The sequence below is a fragment of the Amycolatopsis sp. NPDC048633 genome (assembly GCF_040650695.1).
Taxonomy (GTDB): Bacteria; Actinomycetota; Actinomycetes; order Mycobacteriales; family Pseudonocardiaceae; genus Amycolatopsis.
Window position 1 is genome coordinate 1 of record NZ_JBEZHS010000053.1, and the last position, 15,809, is coordinate 15,809.

Sequence of the window (15,809 nt, forward strand, 5' to 3'; positions counted from 1 at the left end):
GTCGCGAATGACTCATTCGGGACATCCGGCGCCGCGAATGAGTCATTCGCGACCTCCCGGGCCGGCTCCTCAGCCGGTGGGCGACGCCGTGGTCGTGGTCGGGGTGGTCGTCGTCGTGACCGAGGTGACCGTCTGCCCGCACGTCGGGGTCGGCGTCGTGGTCGGGCTCGGCGAGGTCTCACCGGGAGGCGTCGTCGTGGTCGTCGGCGGCGGGGTCGTCGTCGTGGTCGTGCTCGTGACCGTCGTCGTGGTGACCGTCGTGGTCGGCGGCGCGCAAGAGGGCTGCTTCGTGGTCGTCGGCGGCTGGGACGTCGTCGGCGGCGGCGGGCCGGTCGGCGTCGTGGTCGGGACCGGGGGCGGCGGGACCGACGGTGCGGGCGGGCCGGCCGCCGCGTTCGGGGCGCCGATCGGGACCGTGCTGTCCGGCACCTGCATGATCCCGTTGCGGTAGGCCTCGGCCCACAGGATCACGGTGTTCACGTACGTGTCGGAGTTGTTGTAGCGGTAGATCGCGCCGCGCAGTTGGTCCGCGTTCGCCAGGTCGAAGCCGCCGGAGCAGAGGTAGCGGCCGGTGGCCAGGGCCGCGTCGAAGATGTTGTTGGGGTCGGACTTGCCGTCGCCGTTGCCGTCGGAGGCGTAACCGCGCCAGGTCGCCGGGATGAACTGGGTCGGGCCGACCGCGCGGTCCCACACCGGGTCCGTGTCGAGCTCGCCGTGGTCGGTGTCCGGGATCGCGGCGAACGCGCCCTGGCCGTTGAGCTCGGGGCCGAGGATGGGCTCGCGGGTGGTGCCGTTCGCGTCGACGTACCCACCGCGGGCGTGGTTGGACTCGATCCGGCCGATGCTGGCGATCAGGGCCCAGTCGATGTGGCACGCGGCCTGCTCGCGGCCGAGGATGTCGGCGGCGTTCTTGTACGCGGCGAGCGCGGTGGCGGGGATGCCGAGGGGGCCGTCGGGGAGTTCGTACGCCGGGAGCGGCAGCGGGGTGGGGGCGCCGGGGAGGGTGCCGTCGACGGCGATCTGCTGGATGGCGGCGTGGCCGGGGTCGTAGCCCTGGCCGAGCACGGCGTCGCGGGTGTGGTCACCGCTCCCGCCGAGCCAGCCGAGGGTGCCGGCACCGGCCACGAGCGCCGGGACCACCGCGAAGATGCCGGCGATCAGGGGGAACGCGGTGCGGTGGCGGATCCCGAATCTTCGGGTGTGGCTCCCGACTGCGTCAGGCAGTCGCCGCACGCGCATGGCTCGAAGTCCTCCTGGCCGGATCGGTCACCCACCCTCGGGTGACAGCCTGCCGTACCCGGGGCGCGGTTTCACCCCTTCGGGAGTCTGGATCTCGCCGGACGGGGGTTTTCGCTCACCCAGCCCAGTTATCTGTTTACGTGCCGCGAGCGTTACTCGGCACAGTCCCCCGAGGGCCACCCGTTCGTCTTAAGGAGCTCCAGCGTCTCGTCACCGAACGGATTCACCCCGGGACCGACCGCCAGCGAGTGGGCGACGTGCACGTGCAGGCACTTGACGCGGCCGGGCATGCCCCCCGCGGTGACCTGGTGGCCGAGGGGTTCGATCGCGTCGCGCTCGGCGAGGTAGGTCTCGTGGGTCCGCTGGTAAAGCGCGGCGAGCTCGGGGTCGGTGGCGAGCCGCTCGGTCATCTCCTTCATGAGCCCGGACGCCTCGATCGTGCCGATCATCGAGTTCAGCTTCGGGCAGGTCAGGTAGTAGAGGGTCGGGAACGGCGTGCCGTTCTCCAGCCGCGGGCTGGTCTGCACAACCGACGGGTGCCCGCTCGGGCACCGCGCGGCCACGGCCCGCAGCGCCCGCGGCGGCCGTCCGAGCTGCTCCGCGATGATCTCGCGGTCGGCGTCGGTGACGGGCTCGAACCGGTGCTGCTGCGTGCTGTTCACGCACTCAAGGCTAATGCGTGGCCCGAAGCGGGGCTCAGCCGCCGGAGACCTGGTTCCAGAGGTTCTCGTACCAGGAGCCGTCCGGGACCTGCTGCTGTCCCGGCGGGGGCGCCGCGTCCGGGGCCTTGTCCTCGGGCAGCTGGACGATGTACGGCGTCTCGCCCGGCTTGACGTACCGCAGCCGGCGCCGGGCCTCGGCCTCGATCTGCGCCGGGTCGCTCAGCTCGGACTTGCGGCCCTGGAGCTGAGCGACCGTCTGCTGCAGCTGGGCCTGCTGGGCCTGCTGTTCGCGGATCTCGGTGCGCTGGGCGAGGTACGTGCGCAGGGGCACGGCGATGGTGAACGCGAGCGCGCACACCACGATCGCCACCACCGCCGCGCGGCGGGTGGTGGACATGCCGAGCACCTTCGCCGCACCGGACGCGCGTTTCGCCGCCAGGCTCCGGCGTAGCCGGGCCCGAGTCGTGTCCACGTCACCGGTACGGCGCCGCACCGCCTCGGGACGGCGGGCCGGCGCGGGCCGGTTGGCCCGCGTGGCCCCGCCGCCGCCTCGGCGGTTGCGTGTCGTCCTCCCCCGGTCGGCCATGCAGGCTCAGCCCTCGGCGCTGAACCGCGGGAAGGCCAGCTCGCCGGCGTACCGGGCGGCGTCACCGAGGGTCTCCTCGATGCGCAGCAGCTGGTTGTACTTGGCGATCCGCTCGCCGCGGGCCGGGGCGCCGGTCTTGATCTGGCCGACGCCGGTCGCGACCGCGAGGTCCGCGATGAACGTGTCCTCGGTCTCGCCGGAACGGTGGCTCATCATCGACTTGTAGCCGAACGACGTCGCGAGCGAGATCGCGTCGAGCGTCTCGGACAGGGTGCCGATCTGGTTGACCTTCACCAGCAGCGCGTTGGCGGCGCGGCGGGTGATGCCCTCCTCGAGCCGGTCCGGGTTGGTGACGAACAGGTCGTCGCCGACGATCTGGACCTTCTCGCCGATGTCGGCGGTCAGGGTGACCCAGCCGTCCCAGTCGTCCTCGCTCAGCGGGTCCTCGATGGAGACCATCGGGTAGTCGCGGATCAGCTCGGCGTAGTACGCCGACATCTGCTCCGCGCTCTTCTTGCTGCCTTCGAAGGTGTACGCGCCGTCGGCGAAGAACTCCGTCGCGGCGACGTCGAGCGCGAGCGCGACGTCGCGGCCCGGGGCGTAGCCGGCCTTCTCGATGGCCTGCAGGATCAGGTCGAGCGCTTCGCGGTTGTTCGCCAGGTTCGGCGCGAAGCCGCCTTCGTCGCCCAGACCGGTCGAAAGGCCGCGGCCCTTCAGCACCGACTTCAGCGAGTGGTAGACCTCGGCGCCCCAGCGCAGGGCCTCGCGGAAGGTCTCCGCGCCGATCGGCGCGATCATGAACTCCTGGACGTCGACGTTGCTGTCCGCGTGCGAACCACCGTTGAGGATGTTCAGCATCGGCACGGGCAGCACGTGCGCGTTCGGCCCGCCCAGGTAGCGGAACAGCTCCAGCTCGGCCGACTCGGCGGCGGCCTTCGCGACGGCCAGCGAGACGCCGAGGATGGCGTTCGCGCCGAGGCGGGACTTCGCCGGCGTGCCGTCGAGGTCGACCAGCTTCTGGTCCACGATCCGCTGGTCGACGGCTTCGATGCCGACCATCTCCGGGCCGATCTCGTCGAGCACCGCGGCGACCGCGCGCTCGACGCCCTTGCCGTTGTAGCGGCCGGTGTCGCCGTCCCGCAGCTCGACCGCCTCGTGTTCACCGGTGGACGCACCCGACGGGACCGCGGCCCGCGCCAGCGTTCCGTCGTCGAGGGCCACCTCCACCTCGACGGTCGGGTTGCCGCGCGAGTCCAGAATCTCGCGCGCGCCTACCTGCTCGATGAGAGCCACGCCATGCTCCTCGGTGCGTCGTGCCTGCGGTTTCGCGCCCAGCCTAGCCGTCGCCGCAGTTCACCCGTTGGAGGCACGGCCGGTCACTCACTCGTCAGTGCGGACCGCTTGCCAGCCGGGCGGCAGGTCCACGGTCTCGGACGTCTGCTGCCAGAACGTCCAGCTGTTGCCGCCGAGATCGGCGACGGTGAACACCCGGGCGCCGTAGGGCTGGTCCTGCGGCGGGTCGAGCTCGGCCTCGTCGCCGAGCGCCGCCTCGATCCGGGCGTGGACCTCGTCGACGTCGTCGACGTAGAGGATGTTGAGCTGGCCGACCGGCCCGTCGACGCCCTTGGCCGGCCAGTAGTCCGGCCCGACGCCGGCGAGCTGGATCCGCGCGTCGCCCGCGCGCAGCGTCGCCTGGAAGACCTCGCCGGCCCCGTCGCAGAACCGGACCTCCTCGGTGAACCCGAAGACCCTGGTCAGCCAGGCGAGCGCCGCCGTGGCGTCGGAGTAGTACAGGTAGGGCGCCAGGCCCCGGTACGGGCTGCTCATGGCGCCACAGTCCATCACGTCCCGTTCGGAGGCGTGTGCAAGCCCCTCTTCCGAGGTACTGCACCGATGGTTACCGATCCGGCCACAGTCACGGCCGAATGGCTCCCTGGCAGCGGTCACGCGCCGCCCGAAGGGATGGCCTACTTTTGGCCGGATTGGTAACGTGGGATGACCATGACGGACGCCGCAGCTGCTTCGCAGCCTCCCGAGGAGTCGCGGTTCCATGCCTTCCGCCAGGCCGAGGATCTGGTCGGCCAGCGCCGTCCGCTGGACGCCCTGAAGGCGTTGCAGCCCTTGCTGGAATCCGAAACGGACAAGCCGTCGGTCCACCTCCTGGCCGGGCGCGCGTACTTCCACTCCGCGCAGCTGCGGCGCGCCGAGCAGGCCTTCACCCGGGTGCTGGAGCTGGACCCGACCGACCACTACGCCCGGTTCGTCCTGGGCCGGACCCTGCAGCGCCTCGGCCGGTTCGTCGAGGCCCTGGCCCAGATGCGGATGGCGTCGGCGATGAACCCGGTGCCGGAGTACCTCGAGGCGATCAGCGAGGTCAAGGCGCACATCGCGCTGCGCGAGCACTAGCCGCCAGTGCCGAACGGCCCCCACGGTCTCAGACTTTCGGCTGACCCGTCCGGGCCCCTCGGCCGATCCGCGGCACCCCCTCGTCCGGCGAAGCTGGTTCCAGACCGTACGAGGGAGGAACCGGAAATGTCGATCTTCGTCACACTGGGTGCTTACGCCGGCTTGCTGCTGCTGGTGCTCATGGCCGTCACGCCGTTCTTCGCCGACCGCGAGCTCTAAGGCGCGACGCTCGCCTCCGCGTAGGCGTCCGCCGCGCTGAAGACGTCCTGGCCGTACGCGACTCCCGGGTTGTAGAACAGGATCGCGCGCCACCAGCCCGCCGGGGTGCCCAGGTCGTCGCCGCCCGAGCACAGGTAGCGCGCCGCCGTGAAGGCCGCGTCGTCGACGTTCTGCGGGTCCGGCGTGCCGCCGTCACCGTTGGCGCGCTCCTGGTACTTCTTCCACGTCGACGGCAGGAACTGCAGGGGGCCGATCGCGTGGTCCCACGACTTGTCGCCGTCGAGCCTGCCGCCGTCGGTGTCGTGCACCGCCGGGACGCCCGGCGAGCCGTCGAGCGGCGGGCCGATCACCGGCTTCACGACGCGGCCGTTCGCGCCGATCGCCGAGAGGTCGAAGTCTCCCCGGCCGGTCTCGACCCGGCCGATGCCCGCCAGCGTCGCCCACGAGAGGTGGCACGTCGGCTTCTGGCGCTGCATCCACATCTCCGCCCGACCGTACGCGGCGAGCACGCGCACCGGGACGTGCGTCTTGTCCGCGACGCGGGTCGCCCACGCGTCCAGCTCGACCTGGTCGGACACCGCCGGCCGGTCGACCGGGGCGGCGAGCCCGGCGCGCGGCGACTCGGCGCCGGGCTGCGGGCGCTGCTCCGGGATGACCAGCGCCGGTTGCACCGGCGGGGCCGACGCCGGGGCGTCCGGGTCCCGGATGCCGATCGTGAGGACGAGGACCACGCCGGCGACGACGAGCCCGAGCGCGAGTGCCACCCGGCCGACGTACCGCCTGGGCGGGCCCGGAGGCGACGACGGAGGCGTGACGGTCGGCTGAGCGGTTTCGGCCACCCGAACAGGTTACGGAGCCACTCAAGGGGGTCCCCCAACCGCCTGACCAGGCAAGCGGAGGGTAAAAACAGGTCCGCTGCCAGCGACGTCACAGAATTCGTTATCGAGTCGACGCGCAAGGCCCTGACCTGCGGTTACCCTAACCTAACTTCGTAGCCACGTCCTGTTTGTCCGGTTGCATCGTTTCGGGCCGCCCTTCGCCCACTGGACTTACAGGTGAGCCTTACCTAAAAACTTCCTGGACCCAGAAAATCTCAGGAGGCGGACCAGTGGTGTTCTCGAGCGCGTTGATCGGGCTGCGCGAAGGCCTGGAAGCCGCGCTGGTCGTCAGCATCCTGGTGGCGTTCCTGGTCAAGACCGACCGCCGCCACGCGCTGCGCTGGGTGTGGCCGGGCGTCGGCGCCGCGGTGCTGCTGTCGATCGCCTTCGGCGCGGTCCTCACCTACACGACCGCCCAGTTGTCGTTCGAGCACCAGGAGCTGCTCGGCGGGAGCCTGTCGATCGTCGCGGTCGTGTTCGTCACGGCGATGATCTTCTGGATGCGCAAGGCGTCGAAGAGCATCGCCGCCGAGCTGCGCGGGAAAATGGACGACGCGCTGAACGTCGGCCCGATGGCCGTGCTGCTGCTGTCGTTCCTCGCGGTCGGGCGCGAAGGCCTCGAAACCGCGGTGTTCTTCTACTCGACCGTCCAGGCCGCGCAGTCGGACACCGTGCAGCCGCTGATCGGGTTCGCCGTCGGCATCGTGGCGGCGGTGCTCCTGGCGTGGCTGCTCTACAAGGGCGCCGTCCGGTTCAACCTCGCCAAGTTCTTCACGATCACCGGCGTCCTGCTCGTGTTCGTCGCCGCGGGCGTGCTCGGCTACGGCCTGCACGACCTGCAGGAGGCCGCCTTCCTGCCCGGCATCACCACCCTGGCCTTCGACGCTTCGAACGTGCTGCCGGAGACGTCCTGGTACGGCGCCCTGCTCAAGGGGATCTTCAACTACTCGCAGCAGACGACCGTGCTGCAGGCCATCGCGTGGGTCGCCTACGTCGTCATCGTGCTGCCCCTTTTCCTCAAGCCCAGCAAGAAGACCGCGCCGGCGCCCGCCGCCGCGGCCGCCTCGAAGGAGTGACCGTGCGCAAGACCCACAGAACCCCGCTGGCCGTGGTGGCCGGCGCCGCCGTACTGGTGACGCTGGCCGCGTGCGACAGCCAGGGCAGCACCGGGAACGAAACCGGCGCGGCCGGAGGTCCGATCAAGGTCGAGGCGTCCGACTCCGCCTGCACCGTCTCGGCGAACACCGCCGCCGCGGGCAACGTGACCTTCGAGATCACCAACAAGGGCACCAAGGTCACCGAGTTCTACCTCTACGCCGAGGGCGACCGGATCGTCGGCGAGGTCGAGAACATCGCGCCCGGGCTCAACCGGCGCCTGATCGTCGAAGCCTCCGACGCCGGCAAGTACCAGACGGCGTGCAAGCCGGGCATGGCCGGCAACGGCATCCGCGGCGACTTCACGATCACCGGTGGCGCGCCTAAGCAGGCCGACGCCAACGCGCAGAAGGCCCAGGCCACCAAGAGCTACGCCGACTACGTCGCGAACAACTCCGCCGCGCTGGAGGAGGAGACGGGCAAGTTCGTCGACCTCGTCAAGGCCGGCAAGGTCGACGAGGCGAAGGCCGCGTACGCGCGCACCCGCATCTACTACGAGCGCATCGAGCCGGTCGCCGAGAAGTTCGGCGACCTGGACCCGGCCATCGACGTCCGCGAGGCGGACCTCGAGCAGGGCCAGCAGTTCACCGGCTTCCACCGCCTCGAGAAGGACCTCTACGTGACCGGCCTGCAGGCCGACAGCCCGCAGATCGCGGACAAGCTGCTGACCGACGTCAAGGACCTGGTCGCCAAGTCCAAGACCCTCGAGCTGACCGCGCTCGACCTGGCCAACGGCGCGAAGGGCCTGCTCGACGAGGTCGCCACCGGCAAGATCACCGGCGAGGAGGAGACCTTCTCGCACACCGACCTGTGGGACTTCCAGGCCAACGTGGACGGTTCGAAGGGCGCGATCGCCTCGCTGCGGCCGCTGCTGCAGGAGCGCGACGCCGCCCTCGTGTCCACTTTGGACAAGGAGTTCGCGAACGTCCAGGGCCTGCTCGACAAGACGCGCGTCGGTGACGGCTACAAGCTCTACAACCAGCTGTCCCAGGACGAGATCAAGGCGTTCGCCTCGGCCGTCGACGCCCTGGGCGAGCCGCTGAGCAAGGTCGCGGAGGTTGTTTCCAAGTGAGTGAAGACGGCACCCGCGTCTCCCGCCGGAAGCTCTTCGGCCTGGCGGGAGCGGGTGTCGCGCTCGCCGGGGCCGGAGCCGCGGCGGGCATCGGGATCGACAAGGCGACGAGCGGCAACGCCGAGGCGTCGGTGACCACCGTCGACTTCCACGGCGAGCACCAGGCCGGGATCGTCACGCCGGCCCAGGCGAACCTGCACTTCGCCGCCCTCGACGTCACCACCAAGGACCCGGCGAAGCTGCGGCAGCTGCTCAAGACGTGGACCGACGCGGCCCGCCGGATGACGGCGGGCCAGGAGGTCGTGCCGAACGGCGCGGTGGGCAGCGGCGACTACGCGCCACCCGGTGACACGGGCGAGGCGCTCGACCTGCCCGCGTCGCACCTGACGCTGACCATCGGCTTCGGGCCGTCGCTGTTCGACGGCCGCTTCGGCCTCGCGGGGAAGCGGCCGCCGCAGCTGATCGACCTGCCGCTGTTCCCGAAGGACAAGCTCGACCCGGCCCGCGGCGGCGGCGACCTGTGCATCCAGGCCTGCGCGGACGACCCGCAGGTGGCGGTGCACGCGGTCCGCAACCTGGTGCGGCTCGGCTTCGGCGTCACCGCGGTCCGCTGGTCGCAGCTCGGCTTCGGCCGCAGCTCCTCGACGTCGCGCGCGCAGCAGACACCGCGGAACCTGTTCGGCTTCAAGGACGGCACGAACAACATCAAGTCCGAGGACACCGACTTCCTGCGCGACCAGGTCTGGGCCACGGCGGCCGACGGCCCGGCGTGGATGGCCGGCGGCTCGTACCTGGTGGCGCGCCGGATCCGGATGCACATCGAGACGTGGGACCGCGAAACCCTCGACGGCCAGCAGCAGATCGTCGGCCGCACGAAGGGCACCGGCGCCCCGCTGGGCCAGACCGCGGAGTTCGACGAGCTGGACCTCGACGTCGGCGGCGCGGGCGGCGAGAAGGTGATCGCGGCGGACGCGCACGTCCGGCTGGCCTCGCACCAGGCGCTGAACGGCGTGCGGATCCTGCGCCGCGGCTACAACTTCGTCGACGGCTCCGACGGCGTCGGCCACCTCGAGGCGGGGCTGTTCTTCCTGGCGTTCAACCGGGACACGCGGAAGCAGTACGTGCCGATGCAGCAGGCGCTGTCGTCGAAGGACGCGATGATGGAGTACGTCCAGCACACGGGTTCGGCGCACTTCGCGGTGCCGCCGGGTGTCTCGCCGACCGGCTCCTGGGGCGACGCGCTGTTTGCCTAATGCCTTTAGGCTGATCTATGCTCTCTTTAGGCAAAGGGGGCGTAGTGATGGTTCGTGCCGGATTGACCACGGAACGCGTGGTGCAAGCGGGCGCCGAGCTGGCCGACGAACTCGGCTTCGAGCAGGTGACGCCGTCGGAGCTGGCGCGGCGGTTCGACGTCAAGGTCGCCAGCCTGTATTCGCACGTCAAGAACGCGCACGACCTGCGGACGCGGATCGCGCTGCTCGCGTTGGACGAGCTCGCCGACCGGGCCGCCGCCGCGCTGGCCGGCCGGGCCGGGCGGGAGGCGCTGGTCGCGTTCGCCGGCGTCTACCGCGACTACGCCCGGGAGCACCCCGGCCGGTTCGCCGCGGCGCAGCTGCGGCTCGACCCGGAGACCGCGGCGGCGAGCGCGGGCGTCCGGCACGCGCAGCTGATGCGCGCGATCCTGCGCGGCTACGACCTGACCGGGCCGGACCAGACGCACGCCGTCCGGCTGCTCGGCAGCTTCTTCCGCGGGTTCGTCGCCCTCGAAGCCGACGGCGGCTTCGACCACAGCTCGCCGGCGTCCGCCGACACCTGGGCCCGCCTCCTCGACGTCCTCGATTCCCTTCTGCGCGATTGGCCACGACCTTGATCACCACCCCGCTGACCGCCGACCTCGTGCGCGGCGCCCTCGAACTCGAAGACACCCCACGCGGCCTGGTGCCGCACCGGCTGCCCGCCCGCGCGCGGGCGCAGAACACCGACCCGCGGCTCGCGATGGCCGACGCGCAGCCCGCCGGCGTCCACCTGCGGTTCCGTACGACGGCCAGCGTCATCGAGCTGGAGACGCTGCCGACCAAGGTGGAATATCCGGGCGCGCCACCCCGTCCGGACGGCGTGTACGACCTGCTCGTGGACGGCAAGCTCGCCGCGCAGGCCACCGCGCCCGGCGGCGTGCGGTTCGCCGAGCTGCCCGGGCACCTCAAGGACGTCGAGATCTGGTTGCCGCACAACGAGATGACCGCGCTGGTCGCCCTCCGGACGGACGCTCCGGTTTCGCCCGCGTCGTCCCTGGACCGGGTGTGGCTGCACCACGGCAGCTCGATCAGCCAGGGCTCGAACGCGCTCAGTCCCTCGACGACGTGGACCGCGTTGACCGCGTTGTCCGCCGGGGTCGAGCTGGTCAACCTGGGCTTCAGCGGCAACGCGCTGCTCGACCCGTTCACCGCCCGCGCGCTGCGGGACACCCCGGCCGACGTGGTCAGCGTCAAGCTCGGCATCAACATCGTCAACGCCGACCTGATGCGCCTGCGCGCGTTCGGCCCGGCCGTGCACGGGTTCCTGGACACGATCCGCGAAGGCCACCCGTCGGCGCCGCTGCTGGTCGTCTCGCCGTTGTACTGCCCGATCCACGAGCGGACGCCCGGCCCCGGCGACTTCGACCACGAGGCGCTGGCCTCGGGCGTGGTGCGGTTCCGGGCCACCGGCGACCCGGCCGAGGTCGCGGCCGGGAAGCTGACGCTGGAGGTGGTCCGCGCCGAGCTGGCGCGCATCACGTCGGAGCGGCAGGACCCGCAGTTGCACTACCTGGACGGGCTTTCGCTGTACGGCCCGGCCGACTACGCCGAGTTCCCGCTGCCGGACGAGCTGCACCCCGACGGCGCGGCGCACCGGCGCATCGCCTCGCGCTTCACGGAGCTGGCGTTCGGCGGCCCGTTCGCTTGACTTCAAGCTCCCTTGAAGTTGAATGCTTCGGGGTATGTTCACCGAAGCAGAGCTCGCCTACCTCGACGCCCAGCCGCTGGGCCGGCTCGCCACCCGGCAGCCGAACGGAACGCTGCAGGTCAACCCGGTCGGCTTCCGGTACAACCCGGACGAGAAGACGATCGACGTCACCGGCCACAACCTGCGCGGCAGCAAGAAGTTCCGCAACCTGGCGGCCGACGACCACGTCGCGTTCGTCGTCGACGACCTGCCGTCGACGAACCCGTGGCGGGTGCGCTGCCTGGAGATCCGCGGCCGCGCGGAGGCGCTGGCCGAGGTGAACCTGCCGGACAACCACTTCGACGACGCCGTGATCCGCATCCACCCTTCGCGGATCCTGGCGTTCGGCGTGGAGGACTGGGACCGGGAGCCGCTGGAGCTGGCGACGAACATCCGCGACGTCTGAGGTCCGGCGGCCGCCACGGGACTCTGGGGGTTCCCGTGGCGGCCTCGCCGGTTGGCCGGTGTCAGCGGCGGCCGCCCCAAGCCGTGTAGGCCGCGGTGCCCGCGACTGCCAGTACCAGCGCGGTCCAGGTGGCCGCCGCCGTCCCCGCCGGCTGCAGCATCCAGGCCACGACGTGGCTCGTCGTCGAGCCGTCGTTCTGGACGAAGGGCGTTATGCCCGCCCAGACGAGCGGAAGCGTCCAGCCGTACTGGCCGCCCGCGACCGTCGCCGCCAGGCCGGCCAGGCCCAGCAGCCCCGCCGCGTCGCGCAGGATGATCGACAAGTCGACAGTCAGCGTGCCCAGCTCCTGGACCGCCAGCACCGCGCCCCCGGCCGCCAGGCCGATCAGGGCCAGGTGCGCGAACCGCCGGACCGGCCACGGCAGCGCCGCGGTGCGGTCCAGGTCCGGGTCTTGGCCGCTGAGGCCGATCGCCGCCACCGCGATGCCCGCCGTCAGCGTCAGCATGACCGGGATCGGCGACCACGAGTCACGCGCCAGGAACCACACCCCCGCCGTGGCGACCAGCAAGGCCGTGAACGCCGCCGGGACCTGCCGCGAACGCGCGTAGAGCGTCGCCCACCTCATCTCATGGCCCCCGGCACCAGCGTGTTGAGCGGGTCGCCCTGACACGTCAGCAACATCCGGCGCAGCGCGACCATCCGCGAAAACCGGACGTCGTCCGGTAGCGCGCGGAACTTCGCCCACGCATCGTCGATCGGACTGGGCTGACGGGTGGCCCACCCCGCACCGAACTCGGGCAGCGGCTTCAGCTCGCCGGTGAAGTACGCCGCCGCGATCATGCGGCCGCCCACGTCGGTCAGGTCGCCGTAGCTCGGGGGCAAGCACGATGGCAGTCCGGCCCCGGACAGCACCGCGAGCCGCAGCTCGTCCGCGTTCGCCGTGAGCAGGTTGTCGTCGCGCTGGAAGTTGAGGTAGACGACGCCGGGATCGCGGGTGGCCGGGATGGTGAACGAGGTCGGCGCGATCCGCTCTTCGATCCGGGTGGGCGCGCCGGGCAGCTTCGCCAGCATGGCCAGTGCTTCGCGCCCCGGCCCGGCCAGCGCGGCCAGCCTGTCCTCGTGCGCCCGGGTGACGCAGATCGGCCCGTCGCAGAGCTTCTGGGCGGCGACGCCGTCGGGGACCAGCAGCCCGTCGGCGGAAGCCGGGAAGACCGGCAGCGCGATCGCCGCGCCGGCCACCAGCGGCAGCAGGCCGAGGACCCTGGCCCGCACGGAGTTCGCTGCCAGCAGCAGGAATCCCGTCACGGCCAGACCCACGAACCACGCCGCCTGCCCGAGGTTCACCGAAGCCGCCGTCGTCACCAGCGTGCCCCGGGGCTGCCCGAGGGTCGGCGCGAGCAGCCCGAACGGGCTGTAGGCCATCGACAGCACGCTCTCTTCGAGCGACGTCCAGGCCACCACCGACACCACCAGGGTCAGCACGGCCAGCGCGGGCGCGGTCAGCGGGTGCGGCAGGAGCCGCCCGATCGCCAGGCCGGCCCAGCTCCCGGCCACGATGGCGAGCAGGCCGACGAGGATGACCGGCACGAAGATCGCGGACACGAACCCGCCGTGTGCCAGCACCTCCACCAAGCCGACGCCGAACACCAGCAGGAACCCGAGCGCACTCAGCGCCCCCACCGCTCCGGCCAGCCTGATCGCCCGGTGCCAGCCCGGCCGCGACGTCGTGGACAGCAGTTCGACCATGCCGGAACGGCTGTCGCGCATGCCCTGGATCGCCCCGGCGCCGACGGCGACCGGCCACAGGAACACCAGCATGAACCGCAGCCACAGGGCGGTGGTCGTCGTGTTCCCCGTCCACGGCGCCGGCACCTTCCACCACGGCCCGGACAGCAGGAACAGGAGGCCGAGCGCCACCACGAGCAGCGCCAGCCCGGCCCAGGGCGCGATCGAGCGCCGCAGTTCGGTGCGCAGGATCATCACCAAGCCCCCTTGCCCGGTTCGTGGTTGAGCAGCGCCGAGTAGCCACGCTCGATCGGGCTGTCCCCCACGTGCGCCGCGGTGCCGGCCGCAGCCAGCGCCTCCGGCGTCCCCTGGAACACCAGCTTGCCCTCGTCGAACAGGACGACGTCGGAGCACGCCGTGCCGACGTCCTCGACCAGGTGCGTCGAGATCAGCACGCACGAGTCCTGGCCGAGCTCCTGCACCAGCTCGCGGAACCGCACGCGCTGCGCCGGGTCGAGCCCGGCGGTCGGCTCGTCCAGCAGCAGGATGTCCGGGTCGTTGACGATCGCCTGCGCGATCCCGACCCGCCGGACCATGCCGCCCGACAGCGTCTTCATCCGGTCGTCCGCGCGGTCGGCGAGCCCCACCCGCTCGATCGCGCGCTGCACCGCGCCGGGGATGTCCTCTTTGGACACCTCCTTGAGCCACGCGATGTACTCGACGAACTCCCGGACGGTGAACCGCTTGTAGAACCCGAAGTTCTGCGGCAGGTAGCCGATCCGCCGGCGCAGGCCGCGCTGCCCGGTGGGCCCCCCGGCCGGCGCACCGAGCAGCGACAACCTGCCTTCCGCCGGCCGGAGCACTGTCGCCAGCGCCCGGATCAGCGTCGTCTTGCCCGCGCCGTTGGGCCCGAGCAAGCCGTGCACCCCCTTGCCGAGTGACAGGTCCACCCCGTCCACGGCCATCTTCTTCCGGCCGACCCGCACCTTCAGCCCCTCGGCCTGGATTTCCCAGGCGTAGGCCGTGGGCGCGACCTCGGCGGCCCCGACTGCACGCATGTTCTTCCTCCCTAGTTGCGCGCGCCGAGCCGGGTGAACGCGCCCTTGTGCAGGGCGACGACCACCGACGTCAGCGCGAAGATCCCCGCCCACACCGGCAACGCGCCGGTGCTGAGCGCAAACGGTTGCTCATGGGCCACCACGGTGGGCAGCACCAGTCCCGCGCCCCACACCGCGACCAGCGTGTACGCCGCGCGGGTAATGCCGATCAGGCCACCCAGCGCGAGCGTCCCCGTGGTGAAGGCCAGGCTCGGCAGCAGCCAGAGCGCGAGGGCCGTGCCGGTCAGCCACCCGGCGACCCCGAGCACCGGCAGGACGACGACGAGCACCGCCAGCGTCCGCCGCGCGATCAGGTACAGCCCGGCCCGCGGCGTCGCGACGACGACTTCGTACGCCGGATCCAACCCCCGCGCCCACGACACGGCGACGCCCGCCACCGGCAGCATCGGCGCGAAGAGCTGCACCGCCGTCACGTCCAGCAGCGAGCTCCCGATGCGGTCGAACGCCACCGCGAGCAGCGTGAGCAGCACGATCATCCCGAGCCACGGCAGCATCACCGGGGTGACCCACGTGTCGAGCCACCGCCGCCGGCTCCGGTACCGGGCCCGGGGTCGCACGGGCGGCCCGTGGAACGGGACGCCCGAAAGCTCGATCTCGGCGCCGAGCCGGTTCCAGACGACGTCCACCACCGGCTGGACGGGCGCCACCGCGGCGAGCCGCGCCCGGCACTCCCGGCACGTCTCGAGGTGGGCCTCGAGTCCCCACAGCCGGTCGGCCGGGAGGCAGTAACCCGCCACGTACTCGGCGATGAGCTCGTCCGACGCATGGGTCATGACAGTGCCTCCCGCATCGCGATCCGCGCCCGGCGGGCGCGGGTCTTGACGGTTCCTTCCGGCAGCCCCAGCAGGACGGCGGTCTCCCGGACGGTCAGCCCGTCGAGCACCATCGCCTGCAGCACCTGCCGCAGCTCGGGCGCGAGGTCGCGCAGCGCGTCACCGACCTCGTCACCGATCGTCGCCGCCAGGGCGACGTCCTCCGCCGCCGGCACCGGCGCGACGTCGAGGGCCACCTCCACCGGCAGGTCGGCGTGGTGCGCCCGGCGCCGGAACGCGTCGACCAGCCGTCGTGCCGCGATCGTCCACACCCAGCCGACCGCGCTCCCGCCGGTCGCGGCCCCCGCGAAGGAGCCCGCCGCGCGCCAGATGGCCAGGTACGTCTCCTGCATGACCTCGGCGACGACCTGCTCGTCGGCGCACCGGCGGCGCAGGCGCACGGCGAGCCAGGGCGACGTGCGGCGGTAGAGCTCCTCGAACGCCGCACGATCGCCCTTGGCCGCGCGCCGGACGAGGTGCTCCTCGTCGGCGTCCTCCAGTGGCTTCTGTCTCACACCAGGCAAGACGCCGGACGCGCGGAAACGGTTC

General features: G+C 71.7%; 18 protein-coding genes. 7 read left to right on the forward strand and 11 right to left on the reverse strand.

Features of this window, described 5'->3' with window-relative positions:
• Positions 1–69: 69 nt before the first annotated feature.
• From AB0C38_RS46295 to AB0C38_RS46315, 5 genes are all read right to left on the reverse strand, one after another.
• Positions 70–1,239 carry a lytic murein transglycosylase gene (locus tag AB0C38_RS46295; protein ID WP_360686922.1) on the reverse strand — a complete coding sequence of 390 codons (1,170 nt, stop codon included), beginning with the start codon at positions 1,237–1,239 and terminating at the stop codon, positions 70–72.
• Positions 1,240–1,391: 152 nt separating this feature from the next.
• A complete protein-coding gene (locus AB0C38_RS46300) occupies positions 1,392–1,901 on the reverse strand; it encodes a DUF501 domain-containing protein (RefSeq protein ID WP_360686925.1) in 510 nt (169 codons plus the stop codon).
• A gap of 34 nt (positions 1,902–1,935) precedes the next feature.
• Positions 1,936–2,298: a septum formation initiator family protein gene (locus tag AB0C38_RS46305; protein ID WP_360686928.1), complete on the reverse strand. Its 363-nt coding sequence runs from the start codon at positions 2,296–2,298 to the stop codon at positions 1,936–1,938.
• A gap of 195 nt (positions 2,299–2,493) precedes the next feature.
• Positions 2,494–3,780 carry a phosphopyruvate hydratase gene (gene eno / locus AB0C38_RS46310; RefSeq protein ID WP_360686931.1) on the reverse strand — a complete coding sequence of 429 codons (1,287 nt, stop codon included), beginning with the start codon at positions 3,778–3,780 and terminating at the stop codon, positions 2,494–2,496.
• Positions 3,781–3,867: 87 nt separating this feature from the next.
• The gene (locus AB0C38_RS46315; protein ID WP_360686934.1) at positions 3,868–4,314 is read right to left on the reverse strand and encodes a VOC family protein; all 447 of its coding nucleotides are present in this window, start codon (positions 4,312–4,314) and stop codon (positions 3,868–3,870) included.
• Between the two features lie 174 nt (positions 4,315–4,488).
• On the opposite strand from AB0C38_RS46315, the gene AB0C38_RS46320 reads away from it, so the two are divergent.
• A complete protein-coding gene (locus AB0C38_RS46320; protein WP_360686937.1) occupies positions 4,489–4,893 on the forward strand; it encodes a tetratricopeptide repeat protein in 405 nt (134 codons plus the stop codon).
• 215 nt (positions 4,894–5,108) lie between these two features.
• On the opposite strand, the gene AB0C38_RS46325 is transcribed toward AB0C38_RS46320, so the two are convergent.
• A complete protein-coding gene (locus tag AB0C38_RS46325) occupies positions 5,109–5,876 on the reverse strand; it encodes a murein transglycosylase (RefSeq protein ID WP_360687045.1) in 768 nt (255 codons plus the stop codon).
• A gap of 344 nt (positions 5,877–6,220) precedes the next feature.
• Between AB0C38_RS46325 and efeU the strand changes: the two genes are divergently transcribed.
• The 6 genes from efeU to AB0C38_RS46355 are packed head-to-tail and all read left to right on the forward strand — an operon-like array spanning position 6,221 to position 11,605.
• Positions 6,221–7,066, forward strand: coding sequence for an iron uptake transporter permease EfeU (gene efeU, locus AB0C38_RS46330; protein WP_360686940.1), 846 nt, complete (start codon positions 6,221–6,223; stop codon positions 7,064–7,066).
• Positions 7,063–8,217 carry an iron uptake system protein EfeO gene (gene efeO, locus AB0C38_RS46335; protein WP_360686943.1) on the forward strand — a complete coding sequence of 385 codons (1,155 nt, stop codon included), beginning with the start codon at positions 7,063–7,065 and terminating at the stop codon, positions 8,215–8,217. The genes efeU and efeO overlap by 4 nt, the downstream gene beginning before the upstream one ends.
• Positions 8,214–9,470 carry an iron uptake transporter deferrochelatase/peroxidase subunit gene (gene efeB / locus AB0C38_RS46340; RefSeq protein ID WP_360686946.1) on the forward strand — a complete coding sequence of 419 codons (1,257 nt, stop codon included), beginning with the start codon at positions 8,214–8,216 and terminating at the stop codon, positions 9,468–9,470. The genes efeO and efeB overlap by 4 nt, the downstream gene beginning before the upstream one ends.
• 47 nt (positions 9,471–9,517) lie before the next feature.
• Positions 9,518–10,087: a WHG domain-containing protein gene (locus tag AB0C38_RS46345; protein ID WP_360686949.1), complete on the forward strand. Its 570-nt coding sequence runs from the start codon at positions 9,518–9,520 to the stop codon at positions 10,085–10,087.
• Complete coding sequence (locus tag AB0C38_RS46350; protein ID WP_360687047.1) at positions 10,084–11,160, forward strand: SGNH/GDSL hydrolase family protein; 1,077 nt, start codon at positions 10,084–10,086, stop codon at positions 11,158–11,160. The genes AB0C38_RS46345 and AB0C38_RS46350 overlap by 4 nt, the downstream gene beginning before the upstream one ends.
• 34 nt (positions 11,161–11,194) lie before the next feature.
• Positions 11,195–11,605: a PPOX class F420-dependent oxidoreductase gene (locus tag AB0C38_RS46355; protein WP_360686952.1), complete on the forward strand. Its 411-nt coding sequence runs from the start codon at positions 11,195–11,197 to the stop codon at positions 11,603–11,605.
• Between the two features lie 61 nt (positions 11,606–11,666).
• Here the strand turns inward: AB0C38_RS46355 and AB0C38_RS46360 are convergent, their stop codons facing one another.
• From AB0C38_RS46360 to AB0C38_RS46380, 5 genes are read right to left on the reverse strand one after another with little or no spacing between them, the layout of a single operon-like run.
• The gene (locus AB0C38_RS46360; RefSeq protein WP_360686955.1) at positions 11,667–12,230 is read right to left on the reverse strand and encodes a hypothetical protein; all 564 of its coding nucleotides are present in this window, start codon (positions 12,228–12,230) and stop codon (positions 11,667–11,669) included.
• A complete protein-coding gene (locus AB0C38_RS46365) occupies positions 12,227–13,585 on the reverse strand; it encodes a hypothetical protein (protein ID WP_360686958.1) in 1,359 nt (452 codons plus the stop codon). The genes AB0C38_RS46360 and AB0C38_RS46365 overlap by 4 nt, the downstream gene beginning before the upstream one ends.
• Entirely contained in the window at positions 13,585–14,388 is an 804-nt protein-coding gene (locus AB0C38_RS46370; RefSeq protein WP_360686961.1) for an ABC transporter ATP-binding protein, read from the reverse strand. Before AB0C38_RS46370 ends, AB0C38_RS46365 begins: the two co-directional genes overlap by 1 nt.
• Before the next feature lie 11 nt (positions 14,389–14,399).
• Positions 14,400–15,221, reverse strand: a complete 822-nt coding sequence (locus AB0C38_RS46375; RefSeq protein WP_360686964.1) for a zf-HC2 domain-containing protein — start codon at positions 15,219–15,221, stop codon at positions 14,400–14,402.
• Entirely contained in the window at positions 15,218–15,775 is a 558-nt protein-coding gene (locus AB0C38_RS46380) for a sigma-70 family RNA polymerase sigma factor (protein WP_360686967.1), read from the reverse strand. The genes AB0C38_RS46375 and AB0C38_RS46380 overlap by 4 nt, the downstream gene beginning before the upstream one ends.
• Positions 15,776–15,809 lie beyond the last annotated feature (34 nt).

What these genes read in the sequence shown, in the direction of transcription:
- AB0C38_RS46295 (WP_360686922.1), bottom strand. Translation starts at nt 1,239, where the DNA reads ATGCGCGTGCGGCGACTGCCTGACGCAGTCGGGAGCCACACCCGAAGA.
- AB0C38_RS46305 (WP_360686928.1), bottom strand. Translation starts at nt 2,298, where the DNA reads ATGTCCACCACCCGCCGCGCGGCGGTGGTGGCGATCGTGGTGTGCGCG.
- AB0C38_RS46315 (WP_360686934.1), bottom strand. Translation starts at nt 4,314, where the DNA reads ATGAGCAGCCCGTACCGGGGCCTGGCGCCCTACCTGTACTACTCCGAC.
- AB0C38_RS46320 (WP_360686937.1), top strand. Translation starts at nt 4,489, where the DNA reads ATGACGGACGCCGCAGCTGCTTCGCAGCCTCCCGAGGAGTCGCGGTTC.
- AB0C38_RS46345 (WP_360686949.1), top strand. Translation starts at nt 9,518, where the DNA reads ATGGTTCGTGCCGGATTGACCACGGAACGCGTGGTGCAAGCGGGCGCC.
- AB0C38_RS46355 (WP_360686952.1), top strand. Translation starts at nt 11,195, where the DNA reads ATGTTCACCGAAGCAGAGCTCGCCTACCTCGACGCCCAGCCGCTGGGC.
- AB0C38_RS46360 (WP_360686955.1), bottom strand. Translation starts at nt 12,230, where the DNA reads ATGAGGTGGGCGACGCTCTACGCGCGTTCGCGGCAGGTCCCGGCGGCG.
- AB0C38_RS46365 (WP_360686958.1), bottom strand. Translation starts at nt 13,585, where the DNA reads ATGATCCTGCGCACCGAACTGCGGCGCTCGATCGCGCCCTGGGCCGGG.
- AB0C38_RS46370 (WP_360686961.1), bottom strand. Translation starts at nt 14,388, where the DNA reads ATGCGTGCAGTCGGGGCCGCCGAGGTCGCGCCCACGGCCTACGCCTGG.
- AB0C38_RS46375 (WP_360686964.1), bottom strand. Translation starts at nt 15,221, where the DNA reads ATGACCCATGCGTCGGACGAGCTCATCGCCGAGTACGTGGCGGGTTAC.